Source organism: Pedobacter sp. AW31-3R, assembly GCF_052180285.1.
Lineage (GTDB): Bacteria > Bacteroidota > Bacteroidia > Sphingobacteriales > Sphingobacteriaceae > Pedobacter.
Genome location: NZ_CP197475.1, coordinates 4,709,819 through 4,723,542 on the forward strand (window position 1 = coordinate 4,709,819; position 13,724 = coordinate 4,723,542).

Consider the following 13,724-nt stretch of genomic DNA (forward strand, 5'->3'; position numbering starts at 1 on the left):
CACCGATATCTGAATTTCAGTATTGAATTATTTATTTTTGTAAGAAAAAAGAGCACATGACGATCAATGTATATACAGAACAAACGCCTAATCCTGCTACCATGAAGTTTATGGTCAACAAGTTGTTGATCAATGGCAGTGAAGATTTCGCAACAAAAGAAAGTGCTGAGCACTCTCCTTTTGCCAAAGAATTATTCAAGTTTAATTTTGTTAGCGGTGTATTCTTCGCGAGTAATTTTGTGACCATTACTAAAACTGAAGATGCAGAATGGGCAGATATTGAGCCTTTGCTAAAAGAATTTGTGAAAGGTGCTGTGGAGTCAGAATATAAGATCAAGGAAATCACTGCAGAAGAAGCGCCGGCGTTTGAAGGTTCTGACCTGGAAGTGAAGATCCAGCAAATATTACACGATTACGTACGCCCTGCCGTGGAACAGGATGGTGGTGCAATCAGCTATAAATCTTTTGAGGAAGGAGTAGTTACCGTAGAACTTCGTGGTTCATGCAGTGGATGTCCTTCTTCAACGATAACATTAAAATCAGGCATACAAAACCTGTTACAACGTATGGTTCCTGAGGTGAAGGAAGTGGTTTCCAATGCCCTGTAATTACAGCTTAAGGTATTAGGATAACCAACTCAGCAGCATAAAATAGATTGCCCCCAAGATTTTCTTTGGGGGCTTTTTTATGAGAAATTTTAAGCTACGTTGATGCGTATTCAAAATGGGTGAAGGATCCATGAAAAAGCATGCTTACAGGAAATGGCATATTAACTATTAGCTGATCAGGAAAAATGAGCAGTTTTGTTCCTTACAGACTAACTTTCCATCACAGGCACCGAAAACAGGGCATGAATAAAACCTATCGTATCATTTAAGCACGAAAATGTCTTTGGATTGCTTCCAGCAGTTCTTCATCCACACAACCATTAGTAGCCAGTATTTCACGTTGTTCAATGAATTCCTCTCCTCCGCTAAAGTTCATGATATTTCCTCCTGCCTGCTGTACCAGATAAGCTCCCCCTGCAACATCATAGGAGTTCAGGTTATATTCAAAAAAGCCATCAAAACGGCCACAGGCCACATAAGCCAAATCAACGGCTGCCGATCCGATTCTTCTTAAGCCATGTGTTTTTTGCATCAACTCAGACAAAAGCTGCATGTATTGGAACTGCTTATCAAACTGGTAATAAGGAAATCCTGTGGCAAGCAGGGAATCTGCCAGCCTATTCCTCTTAGATACCCGAATTTCTACATTATTAAGGAATGCAGGCGCATCTTTATAGGTATAGAACATCTCTCCCCGGTTGATTTCATAAACGATGCCCAACACCGGCTTGTCTTCTTCATAGAGGGCTATACTAATAGAATAAGTAGGCACGCCATGTATAAAATTCGTGGTTCCGTCTAAAGGATCTATGATCCAGTTGTATGTTTTTCCGACACTATTTGGGGTATCCTCTTCTGTGGTGAAACCAGCACCGGGAATTAATTTGGATAAATTATCCACCAACTGCAGTTCTGCTGTCTTGTCGACGTAAGAAACCAGGTCATTTAAACCTTTGAATTCAATAGCATTGGCATTGAAATTCATTGATTCTTTTCTAATAAAATTACCGGTCATCCGGGAAATGGCAATGACCTGCGTACACAGTAGTTCGTAATTCAAATCTTAAAGTTTAGTAATTTGCGTGTTTATCTTTTTTTCTAACCGAAAATACCACAACTAGCAGGCCACAAATGAACAGCAGGGAAGAGATCAGTTCTGCCTGTGTAAATGAAATGCCGGCTACATGGTATTTGGAATTCACCCGGATAAGCTCGATAAAGAAGCGTTCAAGGCCATTCATCATCAGATAAATACCAAACATCATACCTGGCAATTTAATCTGATGGCGAATTTTCCAAAGGATAAGAAATAAGATGAAACAAATAATTACTTCATATATTGGGGTCGGATATACGGGCTGTGGCAATTCAAAACAGAATCGGCCACTGCATCCCGGTATCGGAACACCTTCCATAGCTACGTTATTGGGATAAGTATAGGCCCATAACCAATCAGGCAACCAGCCGAAAGGCTTAGGGTTCAGGTTGACAATTCCCCAGTCGCCATCACCCGACAGGTGACATCCGATCCGTCCGACACTGTAGGCCAGCATCATTCCTGGTCCCCCGACATCAAGCATATGCAAGAGTTTGATCCCATTTTTCCGAGCGATATATAAAACTGCAGCACCACCACAGATCAATCCGCCATAAAAAGTTAATCCACTGAAGGACAATAAACCACCAATAGGATCTTTCACAAAAGTATCCCAATGTTCCAGGTTATCGAATATTTTAGCCCCTAAAAATCCCCATACAGCCGCCCAGACAATCATATTGCCCATCAATTCATATGGATGTTCAATGATGTCGACCTTCTTAGGCTGGGGAAGCTTTGCTTTATTTTTCTCTGAATAATCCCAATAGGCGAAAAGTGCCGCAAAAAATAATCCGCCCAATAAATTACCCTTGAGGGATAACAATACGGTTTGTGCATCGCTGACAAACAACTTATAATTTAACAGGGCATAAACGAGTTTATAGCCTATTAAAAAACCGAAAATACCATTATAAAATAATTCAGCAGGTTGAGGAGCCAGTCCCGTCAGTATCGTTTTCTTTACCGGATGAAGAATTCCCAATGCCTCTTTACGCTGTAATTCTTTGGTAAAAGCCCAATACCCGGCAACAAAGGCACAGGCCACGAGCAAACCAAATGTATTAAAGGGCATTGGCACCTGGATGCCAAAAAGATACTCTATAAAATGGGAAACGGTAGGAAACATACGCTGATTTTTGCGGCTAAGATAGGATTAATGTACCAATACTTCCTCTGATTCGATGACTTCTACTTCACCATCTGCATCAAGATGAACCAGCTTCACCATTTTCACTTCATTCACCATCACAGGATCATATTTAGCTTTCACTTTCACATAGTTTTTAGTAAAACCATGCATAAAACCATTCTTCTGATCGTCTTCAAATAAAACCTCCCCGACTGAACCGATCTGTGACTGGTAAAATGCCCTCCGTTTTTTATCGGAAAGGATGTGCAGCATTTTACTGCGGTCTGCCCTTTCACTTCCGGCAACAACGCCTTTCATTTCCGCAGCTGCAGTCTGCTCACGTTCAGAGTAGGTAAATACATGCAGGTATGAAATATCCAGTTCATTTAAGAACTGGTAAGTATCTAAGAAATCCTCACGGGTCTCCCCGGGGAAACCTACAATCACATCCACACCGATACAGCAGTTTGGAATCAATGCCTTTATCGTGGCCACACGTTCCGTATACAATTCACGCTGATAACGTCTCTTCATTAAACCAAGCACTTTATTTGAGCCCGATTGGAGGGGAATATGGAAATGGGGTACAAACCTTTTGGAGGCGGCTACAAAAGCAATAATATCATTGCTCAGCAAATTGGGTTCAATAGAGGAAATCCGGAACCTTTCAATTCCTTCCACTTCATCAAGCGCTTTTACCAGGTCAAAAAACCGGTCTTCCCGCTCTCCGTTACGGATACCGAAATCACCAAGGTTTACGCCGGTCAGGACAATCTCTTTTACGCCGCTGGCCGCAATCTGTGTAGCCCGGTTCACCACATTCTCAATGGTATCGCTTCTACTACCTCCCCTGGCCAGAGGAATTGTACAGTAAGTACATGGATAATCGCATCCATCCTGAACTTTCAGAAAAGTACGGGTACGGTCACCTATAGAATAGGCTGCTATAAAATTATGATTGACTTTTTCTATATTCTGCTGATGAATTACAGTCTTGGGTTCTTTGGTCAGTCCGGAAATATATTCTACGATACGAAACTTTTCTGCAGCTCCCAAAACCATATCCACGCCCTCAATCTCCGCAATTTCCACAGGTTTCAACTGCGCATAGCAGCCGACAATAGTAATATAGGCATTGGGGGAATATTTTAGGGCTTCCTTCACTACTTTGCGGCATTTTTTATCCGCATGTTCTGTCACAGAACAGGTATTAATCACATATACATCTGCAGCGGCTGTAAAATCTACTACTGCATAACCGGCATCGGTGAAAAGACGACCGATGGTTGAACTCTCCGAGAAATTCAACTTACAACCCAATGTATAAAATGCTACTTTCTTCATCAGTACATATTGTTTTAAAGATCTATGAAGCTGACAATTGATTTAACCTGAGTTAAGCGAGAAATCACCAGTTTTCATCTAAGCCGCAAAGATACCCTTTTAGATTAAGTTTACAGAGCGCAAACATTTGCACATTGTAAAATTCTATAAATTATTATCATTCCATCGATAGCTATCCTGTTCCAGTCCCGCCAGGTCAATCACACGGCTCACCACTGTCTGCGCCACTTCTTCAATGCTTTTTGGAAGACTATAAAAAGACGGGCTTGCCGGACAGATAATTCCGCCCGCTTCTGTGACTGTCTTCATATTATTGATATGGATCAGGCTAAAAGGTGTATCTCTGGCCACGGCGATCAACTTCCTCCGTTCTTTCAGAATTACATCTGCAGCCCTTGAAATCAGGTCGTTCGATATCCCGTGTGCAATCCTCCCAAGCGTTCCCATAGAACAGGGAACAATAATCATGGTATTAAATTTTGCCGAACCGGATGCGAAAGGAGCATTAAAGTCCATTTTATGATAAAAATCAAACGGATAGAGATCATACTCACTGTTCCCCAATTCAAATCGCCATACTTCCTTTGCGTTATCTGACATGACCACGCCAACCTTTTCAATTTGTGCCGATAATTTCAGCAGGTTATCCAATAAGAGTTTGGCATAAATGGAACCGCTCGCTCCTGTAATTGCAACAATAATCTTCATTAGTAAATATTTGTATAAGGGGTACTGCAACTTATTGGGCTTTATATATGGTATCACCTATTACCAGTAAGCCACATTTGTAGGTACAAAGATACGGAACTATCCGGGATCAGGGCCAAATCGCATGGGGCTAAAGCAAAAACAGGAAAAAGCATCCCGAGCTATACCGATTTTGGCATTCCATAAAAAAGGGCCGAAAATAAATTTTCGGCCCTACATCTACCTATGAAAAACATACCCCCGAAAGGGTAAGCCCAAATGTAATTATCTTTTTGAATATAAAAAACGTTTGAACTCCTTTTTTATGTTAAAAATCAACAAGTTTTGAACAATCTGCCAAAATGTTCATTTTTTGTTCAACTTTCGTCCCTCCTTCTATCCTGGACTTGAGCCTGAATAAATTAGAAAATTGAACAGGAAACCTGTTTCAAGCTATTTTAATCCCCTTTTCAAACCTGCGGAATGCCCTACAGCTGAGGTGGCCTAGCTAAAACATCAAATTTCTGCTCCGGATAAAAAAAAAACAAAAATACAATCCACTGTTTATGAATAATTTAATATTATATTTCAAATTCTTTGTTAAAAATATTTTGATTACATATTAAAAAGTGTACTTTTGTCAAACTGAAAAACATGGTGGTTTTAGCTCAGTTGGTTAGAGCATCGGTTTGTGGTACCGAGGGTCGTGGGTTCGAGCCCCATATTCCACCCCATTTAAAATCAGTAAAGATTGAAAATTAAAAGCATCCTTAATGGATGCTTTTTTTGTTTACAGGCAAAAAATTGATTTATGATTGAGATTTACACTGATGGTGCAGCAAGTGGTAATCCGGGTCCTGGAGGATACGGAGTAATTTTACGTTCAGGGACTCATTATAAAGAGTTAAGCGGAGGTTTTCGCATGACGACGAACAACAGAATGGAACTGCTTGCAGTGATTGTGGGGCTTCATGCTATCAAAAAACCCGGTGCACAGGTAACCATTTACTCAGATTCAAAGTATGTAGTGGACTCTGTAGAAAAAAAATGGGTATTCGGATGGGTAAAGAAGGGATTTAAAGACAAGAAGAACAAAGACCTCTGGATACGTTTCCTTGCTGCCTACAAACTGCATGAAGTAAAATTCATCTGGATAAAGGGCCATAATGCACATCCTGAAAACGAACGCTGTGATGTCCTTGCTGTGGCCGCTTCAAAACAAAAAGGGGCGCTCGAGATTGATGCCGAATTTGAGGCAGAAAGAAACCGCAGTACTTTATTGTAAAAACATAAAAAACCCTGCTATACAGCAGGGTCCAATTCAGTTCCATTGATATTGGTTAATTTATCACTTTCCTTTAAAGTATACTTCCTCATCATTTCCTCTGCCATCCTGACCATCTTTTCTGACCCGATAAATATAGAAGACCTTTGATGGAGTTCTATAGGCTGGATATCCAGGATCCTGTTAAACCCATCAGATGCAACCCCTCCGGCCTGTTCCAGAATGAATGCCATTGGATTACACTCATACAGTAAGCGCAGCTTCCCGTTTGGAGAACTTGCCGTTGTCGGATAGATATATATTCCACCTTTAATCAGGTTCCGGTGAATATCCCCCACCATGGATCCGATATATCTTGAGGTATAAGGCCTGTTTGTGGTGGCATCATGAACCTGTACATACTTTATGTATTTTTTCACCCCTTCCGGGAAATGCACATAGTTACCTTCGTTGATAGAATAGATACATCCGTCAGCAGGTACCTTCATATCCGGATGTGAAAGGCAAAACTCCCCGATAGAGGGATCTAAGGTAAATCCATTGACCCCCTTTCCGGTGGTATACACCAGCATGGTTGATGAACCATAAATGATGTATCCTGCAGCTACCTGCTCTGTACCTTTTTGCAAAACATCCTCAATAGTCGCAATCCCTTCAGTCGATTTCCTTCTGAGTATGGAAAATATCGTACCTACGCCAACATTTACATCAATATTAGAAGAACCATCCAGGGGATCGATACAGACGATATATTTGGCATTTTTAGAAACCGGGGAATCTATAGGAACAAAGTCATCTTCTTCCTCAGTAGCGACAATACAACACTCTCCTCCACTGGTCAATGCTGAAATAAATTGGGTATTGGCAAAAATATCCAGCTTTTTCTGCCCTTCTCCCTGAATATTGACAGTCCCGGCATCTCCGAGGATATCAACCAGACCAGCTTTGTTCACCTCCCGGTTGACAATTTTGGCGGCGATACCAATATCCCTTAATAATCTGGAGAGTTCTCCCTTGGCATACGAAAAGTCTGCCTGTTTTTCAATGATGAATTGTCCTAATGTTTTTATTCCCGACATATTTACCTTAGTGTATTAATTACGTTATCTACTACCTAACTCTATTACCTCTAAGGTATGTATTTTTTCTTCTGAAATACAAAAACGGATTAAAGTTTTTACTTTATGCCAGCCCGACTTCCCTGCTGCTCCGGGATTTATATGCATGCATTGTATTTTCGGGTCGAACATCACCTTCAGGATATGGGAATGTCCGGTTATGAAAAGTTTCGGGGGCTTAGTGTATATTTCACTTTTAATATTTGGCGCATATCTACCGGGATAACCACCAATATGGGTCATCCAGACATCCACATTTTCGCAGTTAAACCGTAAATGTTCCGGGTACTGCGCCCTGATAGCCGTCCCATCAATATTTCCATATACCCCTTTCAGGGGTTTAAATGCGGCTAAGCGTTCCGCAACATCATCACCAAAATCGCCCGCATGCCAAATTTCATCACAGGCATCAAAATGTTTAAACACTCCCTCATCCAAATAACCATGGGTATCAGAAATCAGACCTATACGTTTCATATGCTTATTTCATTAACTAAATTCAAAATGTTTTATTAACTAAGTTAAAATGTTTCATTAGCTAAATTAAAATGCCAGGAAAAAATCTTTTAACAATGATTTGTAAGATAAAGTATATACCCCTTGCGACTCATAAATATAGATATGTTCATGACGCGCGGGTTCATTCCTAAAACTTAAGCAAACTATTTGCCGGAACTCCGGTTTCCCCGCATCTGAATAAATATGAATCACCTTACTGGGATAAAGGCGGCTCAATACGGCATTGACGATCACTTTTTCTGCCTGTTTTACGGGAAGGATAAGCCAGATGGAACCATTTTCAGTTAGCATTGCCGAGGCTTTCCTTAAAAACACATCGAAAAAATCTTCGTCTGCATGCCGCGCAATTTCTTTCCTCTTCTCCTTACTCTTTAAATCGTTCACAAAATAAGGTGGGTTGGAGACGATCAGGTCATAAGCCACTGGTGCCTCATATTTTTCAAAGGAAGAATGGTATACAGAAATGCGGTTAGAAAAAGGAGAAGAAATCCCGTTCTTATGGGCTGCCACTGCCGCAGAGGAATCAATTTCCACCGCATCAATACGGGCTTCGGGAAAACGTTGTGCCAGCATCAGGGCGATCACACCCGTACCTGTCCCTACGTCTAAAATGTATAAAGGCTGATCCTGTGCGGCAATGCCCCCCAGAAGTACCCCATCGGTATTGATCTTCATGGCACAACCGGCCTGATCTATTTCAAATTCTTTAAACCTGAATACGCTTCCCATCATCAATTAGCTTTGGTAAAGCTCCAAAGGCAGTCCGTCGGGATCGGTAAAGAAAGTAAACTTTTTACCTGTATATTCATCAATCCTGATCTCTTCAGTCACAATACCTTTTGCATTCAGTATGGCTGCAACTTCAGCGACATCACCGACTTCAAAAGCCAGGTGGCGCAAGCCCATTGCTTCAGGTCTGGACGGTCTGGGTACCGGGTTTTCAAACGAGAAAAGCTCAATCTGGTAAAGGCCATTCACTGACAAATCCAGTTTGTATGAATTGCGCTCTGCCCGGTATACTTCCTGAACGACTTCCAAACCCAATAGGTGAACATAAAAGTTTTTGCTGACTTCGTAGTCGGAACAAATGATAGCCACATGATGAATCCTCTTAAACATGTATATTTTATAAATTTCGGTGAGCCACAAAGGTAAAAAATAACCTGAGCGGACGTGCAGGGCTCCTATAAAAAGAGCCGGCACATCAAATGCCGGCTCTAAAACAAATCAACACCAATCATCACCTCATTTTAATCATACTATTGGCTGGAAACCATTAAAGGCCAAGCTGAAACGACAATGGCATGGTATAACGTACCCTTACATTTTGTTTATTTTGTAATCCGGGTATCCAGCGGGGCGATTTACTGATCACGCGTACCGCTTCTTCATCACAACCATCCCCTATTCCTTTAAGCACGGAGACATTAGAGATAGAACCATCTTTTTCCACAATAAAACTTACGATCACCTTCCCTTGAGTTTCTCTCTCCTGGGCCATATAAGGGTACCTCAAATTTCGCTGTATAAATTTTGCCCAGGCAGCCATTCCGCCTGCAAACTCAGGATATCTTTCAATAGATTTACCCTCATACACATGATCATCTACCGTTACTGTTCCGGTACCATTTTCGGTTCCAGCACTCACTACGGGTGTAACCGTTGAAGAAGTAGCCAGTCCATCCTGTGTATGCTGGCCTACCAGTGCATCTTTCAGTTCCTCCAATGTCGGCATCGCTTCTTCTACCTTAGGCCGTTCCACCACACTAACCTGGGAAACCAGTTTCACCATTTTCAGCTTTTCCTTTTCCGGTTCGGCTTTGGGAAACTCTTTCCTGTTTTCCTCTATTTTAACCTCAATTGGAGGCGGGGCAATAATTACCGGTCCTGTTTCCCTCACCGTCTGGAATTCATCAGGATAAATGCGTTTATAAATCATGGGCCCGGCAAACAACAGGACGAAGACCGGAACCACCATAAATAGGGCCTTCAGTGTAATAGAAGAAGATTCGGTGCGCAGCAAATAAGCACCATAAGTTTTGTTTCTGTTTTGGAATACAAGCTCAATCCATTCAGCTTTGTAGAGGTTTGACGAAGAATTTAACATAATCACAGAGTTTTATAGGTTCAAAGCAATGATGATTTAATCCCTGCAATTCCATAACCTGCTTCCCCCGAAAATCTACCTTCCGTCAAAAATCACCGCTCCAAAAGCATTTAAAACGCTATTTTTCAAAGAATAAAAAAAAACATGGGCACACTAAAACGGCAGTAAAAACAAAAAATGATATAAATCATAATATAAAGTTTACATCAGGTGATTTTTTTTCCGAACATTATTCATTACTTATTGATAAATATTCTATTTTTGATAAAATTTAAAGAAACGAATGAAAAGCTTAAGAACAATCGCATTAAAAGAAGCACAAACCAGAGTTTCACCAGAAGTTAAGGCACCATCTGCTAAAATTTCTGATTTTTTTGGTTCGAACGTATTTGATAAGAAGAAAATGAAAGATTTCTTATCAAAAGAAGTCTATGAAAAATTAATCTCTGCTATCGAACAGGGTGAATTAATCAATCAGGATGATGCAAATCAAATCGCAACAGCCATGAAACACTGGGCTATGTCGAAAGGTGCAACGCATTATACGCATTGGTTTCAGCCTTTAACCGGTTCTACAGCAGAAAAGCACGATTCTTTTTTTGAGCCGAGCAGTGATGGTCCGATAGAGAAATTTGCTGGTAGTGCATTGGTTCAGCAAGAACCAGACGCTTCAAGTTTCCCTAATGGTGGGATCAGAAATACTTTTGAAGCTCGTGGATATACTGCATGGGATCCTTCATCTCCTGCATTCATCATGGAAAGCAAAGCTGGAAAAACACTTTGTATCCCTACCGTATTTGTTGCCTACACTGGAGAAGCATTAGATTACAAAGCGCCATTATTGAAAGCATTAAATGCTTTGGATAAAGCTGCTGTTGATGTTTGTCAGTATTTTGATAAAGGAATTAATAAAGTAACCGCCTCATTGGGTATTGAGCAGGAATATTTCCTTGTTGACCTTGCCTTATACAATGCACGTCCGGATTTAGCTTTGACAGGCCGTACTTTATTTGGCCATATGGCTGCTAAAGGACAGCAATTAGAAGATCATTACTTCGGATCTATTCCTGAAAGAGTATTTACTTTCATGGTAGATTTCGAAAATGAAGCTTTAAAATTAGGTATTCCATTAAAAACACGTCACAATGAGGTTGCACCTTTACAATTTGAATGTGCGCCTATATATGAAGAAATCAACCTGGCAATTGACCACAATCAGTTGTTAATGGATGTGATGGAAAAAGTTGCCCGCAGACATAACTTCAAGGTATTATTACATGAGAAACCTTATGCAGGCATCAACGGATCAGGTAAACACAACAACTGGTCGATCATCACTGACACAGGTAAAAACTTACTTGCTCCTGGAAAAACTCCAAAAAATAACTTAATGTTCCTTGCTTTCTTTGTCAACACCATTAAAGCAGTACATGAACATGCAGATTTATTAAGGGCGAGTATTGCTTCAGTAAGCAACGATCACCGTTTAGGAGCTAACGAAGCGCCACCTGCAATCATCTCTATTTTCTTAGGTCAGCAGTTAAACGAAGTGTTGGATGAAATCGAGCACTCACGCATCAGCAAAAAAATCAAAGAAGACAATGCATTGTGGTTGGGTATCCCTAAAATCCCACAAATCCTGTTGGATAATACAGACCGTAACCGTACTTCACCATTTGCCTTCACCGGTAATAAATTTGAATTGCGTGCAGTAGGTTCTTCTGCAAACTCCTCTGCTCCAATGACTGTACTAAATGCAATCATGGCAGACCAGTTGGTTAAATTCAAGGTAGAAGTTGATAAATTGATTAAAAAAGGTGAGAAAAAAGACATCGCTCTTTTAACCATCATCAAAAAATACATTAAAGAATCTAAAGATATCCGTTTCGAAGGAAATGGTTACAGTCAGGAATGGGAAGATGAGGCAGCTAAACGTGGCTTGTCGAACATCAAAACTACTCCGGTAGCCTTAGATGCTTATATTTCTGCAAAATCTATCGATTTATTTGAAAAAAACAATATCTTCTCTAAACGTGAAATCCATGCCCGTCATGAAATTCTGTTAGAAAACTATTTCAAAAATATCCAGATCGAAGCGAGAGTAATGGGTGAAGTGGCGAATACAATGATTATCCCTGCTTCTATTACTTACCAGAACACTTTATTGGAAAATGTAAAAGGCCTTAAAGAAGTTGGTTTGCCAAAAGAAACATTAGAGACTCCGTTAGCCGTAATTAACACCGTATCTAAACACCTTGCGATTGTAAAAACTACTATTGATGCCATGCTGGAGGAACGTAAAACGACCAACGGTATTGAAGATTCAAGAGAAAAAGCAATTGCTTATGATGAAAACGTAAGATCACACTTTGATACGATCCGTTACCATGTTGATAAACTGGAGCAGGTAGTTGACGACAGTGTTTGGCCTTTACCAAAATTCAGAGAATTATTGTTTTTAAAATAATATTCCATCATTTCAATGAAATAACCTCTGCCCTTAAAAGCAGAGGTTATTTTTTTTTATAGCTAATCGTCTACATCAGGGCGTTTCCCTATCTTTGCAGCAATATGAGTGATAACAGGTACAACCAGCGTGGCGTTTCTGCCTCGAAAGAAGATGTGCACCAGGCCATCAAGAATATAGATAAAGGCATTTTCCCACAGGCATTTTGCAAGATCATCCCCGATATCCTCGGCAATGATGATTCCTTCTGTAATATTATGCACGCAGATGGTGCAGGAACAAAATCATCACTGGCCTATGTTTACTGGAAAGAGACAGGTGACCTATCCGTATGGAAAGGGATTGCCCAGGATGCCATCATTATGAATCTTGACGATTTAATTTGTGTGGGTGCAACCGACCATATCCTATTGTCTTCAACTATCGGAAGGAATAAAAATCTGATTACAGGAGAAGTGCTGGCGGCTATTATCAATGGTACAGAAGAAATCCTTGCAGAACTTCGTGAAATGGGGATATCAATCTATTCTACCGGTGGTGAAACTGCTGATGTCGGTGACCTCGTTCGTACCATTATTGTGGATTCCACGGTTACCTGCCGTATGAAAAGGGAGGATATCATCAGTAACCATAACATTCAACCGGGCGATGTAATTGTTGGTTTATCCTCTTCAGGAAAAGCCAGCTATGAACAGGAATACAACGGCGGTATGGGTTCCAACGGATTGACTTCCGCACGTCATGATGTGTTCGACAAATCTGTAGCCAACAGTTATCCTGAAAGCTTTGATCCGGCAGTTCCTTTTGATCTTGTTTTTTCCGGAGGAAAGAAGCTAACCGATACCATAAAAATTGATGAGGAGACCGAAGTTACAATCGGAAAGCTCGTATTGTCCCCTACCCGTACCTATGCCCCTGTCCTTAAAAAGGTATTGGAAAAACACAGAAGCCAGATCCACGGACTGGTCCATTGCAGTGGTGGTGCACAAACTAAAGTGCTTCATTTCATCAATGATAAGATACACGTGATAAAAGACAACTTATTCCCTGTTCCACCATTATTTGAGCTCATACAGGAACAATCTGGAACGGACTGGAAGGAGATGTACAAAGTATTTAATATGGGCCACAGAATGGAGATTTACGTGCCGCAGGAAATTGCTGCCGATATTATGGCCATTTCTGAAAGCTTTCATATTGAAGCCCGCATCATAGGAAGGGTAGAAACTTCAGAGAAGAAAGAGGTGACCATTATCAGTGAAAAAGGATCATTCAATTACGAATAACCATTTACAGGATAAATAAAAGAATGATCTCCTCTAAAGAGGTCATTCAAATCGGGGAACAAGTCAGTTCAACAG

At 40.7% G+C, this 13,724-nt stretch carries 13 protein-coding genes and 1 tRNA gene; 5 read left to right on the forward strand and 9 right to left on the reverse strand.

The window, feature by feature from the left end; all coding sequences use genetic code 11:
* Window positions 1-56 precede the first annotated feature (56 nt).
* The gene (locus tag ACSBL2_RS19345; protein ID WP_442588203.1) at window positions 57-608 is read left to right on the forward strand and encodes a NifU family protein; all 552 of its coding nucleotides are present in this window, start codon (window positions 57-59) and stop codon (window positions 606-608) included.
* Window positions 609-873: 265 nt separating this feature from the next.
* Here ACSBL2_RS19345 and ACSBL2_RS19350 read toward each other — a convergent pair whose 3' ends face one another.
* The 4 genes from ACSBL2_RS19350 to ACSBL2_RS19365 form a co-directional block, all read right to left on the reverse strand.
* Window positions 874-1,668 carry an inositol monophosphatase family protein gene (locus tag ACSBL2_RS19350; protein WP_442588204.1) on the reverse strand — a complete coding sequence of 265 codons (795 nt, stop codon included), beginning with the start codon at window positions 1,666-1,668 and terminating at the stop codon, window positions 874-876.
* A gap of 10 nt (window positions 1,669-1,678) precedes the next feature.
* On the reverse strand, window positions 1,679-2,833 hold the full coding sequence (locus ACSBL2_RS19355; RefSeq protein WP_442588205.1) for a prolipoprotein diacylglyceryl transferase: 1,155 nt from the start codon (window positions 2,831-2,833) through the stop codon (window positions 1,679-1,681).
* 27 nt (window positions 2,834-2,860) lie between these two features.
* Window positions 2,861-4,180, reverse strand: a complete 1,320-nt coding sequence (gene mtaB / locus ACSBL2_RS19360; RefSeq protein ID WP_442588206.1) for a tRNA (N(6)-L-threonylcarbamoyladenosine(37)-C(2))-methylthiotransferase MtaB — start codon at window positions 4,178-4,180, stop codon at window positions 2,861-2,863.
* A gap of 144 nt (window positions 4,181-4,324) precedes the next feature.
* Complete coding sequence (locus ACSBL2_RS19365) at window positions 4,325-4,888, reverse strand: UbiX family flavin prenyltransferase (protein ID WP_442588207.1); 564 nt, start codon at window positions 4,886-4,888, stop codon at window positions 4,325-4,327.
* 636 nt (window positions 4,889-5,524) lie between these two features.
* Between ACSBL2_RS19365 and ACSBL2_RS19370 the strand changes: the two genes are divergently transcribed.
* Window positions 5,525-5,601: transfer RNA gene (locus ACSBL2_RS19370), tRNA-His, on the forward strand.
* Window positions 5,602-5,678: 77 nt separating this feature from the next.
* Window positions 5,679-6,152, forward strand: a complete 474-nt coding sequence (rnhA, locus tag ACSBL2_RS19375) for a ribonuclease HI (protein WP_442588208.1) — start codon at window positions 5,679-5,681, stop codon at window positions 6,150-6,152.
* Between the two features lie 17 nt (window positions 6,153-6,169).
* Here rnhA and fbp read toward each other — a convergent pair whose 3' ends face one another.
* The 5 genes from fbp to ACSBL2_RS19400 all read right to left on the reverse strand — a co-directional run bounded on the left by fbp (window position 6,170) and on the right by ACSBL2_RS19400 (window position 9,896).
* A complete protein-coding gene (fbp, locus tag ACSBL2_RS19380) occupies window positions 6,170-7,231 on the reverse strand; it encodes a class 1 fructose-bisphosphatase (RefSeq protein WP_442588209.1) in 1,062 nt (353 codons plus the stop codon).
* A 24-nt stretch (window positions 7,232-7,255) separates the two neighbouring features.
* Window positions 7,256-7,747, reverse strand: coding sequence for a metallophosphoesterase family protein (locus ACSBL2_RS19385; RefSeq protein ID WP_442588210.1), 492 nt, complete (start codon window positions 7,745-7,747; stop codon window positions 7,256-7,258).
* Window positions 7,748-7,813: 66 nt separating this feature from the next.
* Window positions 7,814-8,521: a tRNA1(Val) (adenine(37)-N6)-methyltransferase gene (locus tag ACSBL2_RS19390; RefSeq protein ID WP_442588211.1), complete on the reverse strand. Its 708-nt coding sequence runs from the start codon at window positions 8,519-8,521 to the stop codon at window positions 7,814-7,816.
* Window positions 8,522-8,524: 3 nt separating this feature from the next.
* The gene (gene gloA2 / locus ACSBL2_RS19395) at window positions 8,525-8,908 is read right to left on the reverse strand and encodes an SMU1112c/YaeR family gloxylase I-like metalloprotein (protein ID WP_442588212.1); all 384 of its coding nucleotides are present in this window, start codon (window positions 8,906-8,908) and stop codon (window positions 8,525-8,527) included.
* Window positions 8,909-9,065: 157 nt separating this feature from the next.
* Window positions 9,066-9,896 carry an energy transducer TonB gene (locus ACSBL2_RS19400; RefSeq protein WP_442588213.1) on the reverse strand — a complete coding sequence of 277 codons (831 nt, stop codon included), beginning with the start codon at window positions 9,894-9,896 and terminating at the stop codon, window positions 9,066-9,068.
* Window positions 9,897-10,179: 283 nt separating this feature from the next.
* Between ACSBL2_RS19400 and ACSBL2_RS19405 the strand changes: the two genes are divergently transcribed.
* Together ACSBL2_RS19405 and ACSBL2_RS19410 are read left to right on the forward strand one after the other, a co-directional pair.
* Window positions 10,180-12,363, forward strand: a complete 2,184-nt coding sequence (locus ACSBL2_RS19405) for a glutamine synthetase III family protein (protein WP_442588214.1) — start codon at window positions 10,180-10,182, stop codon at window positions 12,361-12,363.
* A 104-nt stretch (window positions 12,364-12,467) separates the two neighbouring features.
* Window positions 12,468-13,649: an AIR synthase related protein gene (locus ACSBL2_RS19410; RefSeq protein WP_442588215.1), complete on the forward strand. Its 1,182-nt coding sequence runs from the start codon at window positions 12,468-12,470 to the stop codon at window positions 13,647-13,649.
* Window positions 13,650-13,724 lie beyond the last annotated feature (75 nt).

What these genes read in the sequence shown, in the direction of transcription:
- mtaB (WP_442588206.1), bottom strand. Translation starts at nt 4,180, where the DNA reads ATGAAGAAAGTAGCATTTTATACATTGGGTTGTAAGTTGAATTTCTCG.
- fbp (WP_442588209.1), bottom strand. Translation starts at nt 7,231, where the DNA reads ATGTCGGGAATAAAAACATTAGGACAATTCATCATTGAAAAACAGGCA.
- rnhA (WP_442588208.1), top strand. Translation starts at nt 5,679, where the DNA reads ATGATTGAGATTTACACTGATGGTGCAGCAAGTGGTAATCCGGGTCCT.
- ACSBL2_RS19410 (WP_442588215.1), top strand. Translation starts at nt 12,468, where the DNA reads ATGAGTGATAACAGGTACAACCAGCGTGGCGTTTCTGCCTCGAAAGAA.
- ACSBL2_RS19365 (WP_442588207.1), bottom strand. Translation starts at nt 4,888, where the DNA reads ATGAAGATTATTGTTGCAATTACAGGAGCGAGCGGTTCCATTTATGCC.
- ACSBL2_RS19405 (WP_442588214.1), top strand. Translation starts at nt 10,180, where the DNA reads ATGAAAAGCTTAAGAACAATCGCATTAAAAGAAGCACAAACCAGAGTT.
- ACSBL2_RS19390 (WP_442588211.1), bottom strand. Translation starts at nt 8,521, where the DNA reads ATGATGGGAAGCGTATTCAGGTTTAAAGAATTTGAAATAGATCAGGCC.
- gloA2 (WP_442588212.1), bottom strand. Translation starts at nt 8,908, where the DNA reads ATGTTTAAGAGGATTCATCATGTGGCTATCATTTGTTCCGACTACGAA.
- ACSBL2_RS19345 (WP_442588203.1), top strand. Translation starts at nt 57, where the DNA reads ATGACGATCAATGTATATACAGAACAAACGCCTAATCCTGCTACCATG.
- ACSBL2_RS19400 (WP_442588213.1), bottom strand. Translation starts at nt 9,896, where the DNA reads ATGTTAAATTCTTCGTCAAACCTCTACAAAGCTGAATGGATTGAGCTT.
- ACSBL2_RS19355 (WP_442588205.1), bottom strand. Translation starts at nt 2,833, where the DNA reads ATGTTTCCTACCGTTTCCCATTTTATAGAGTATCTTTTTGGCATCCAG.
- ACSBL2_RS19385 (WP_442588210.1), bottom strand. Translation starts at nt 7,747, where the DNA reads ATGAAACGTATAGGTCTGATTTCTGATACCCATGGTTATTTGGATGAG.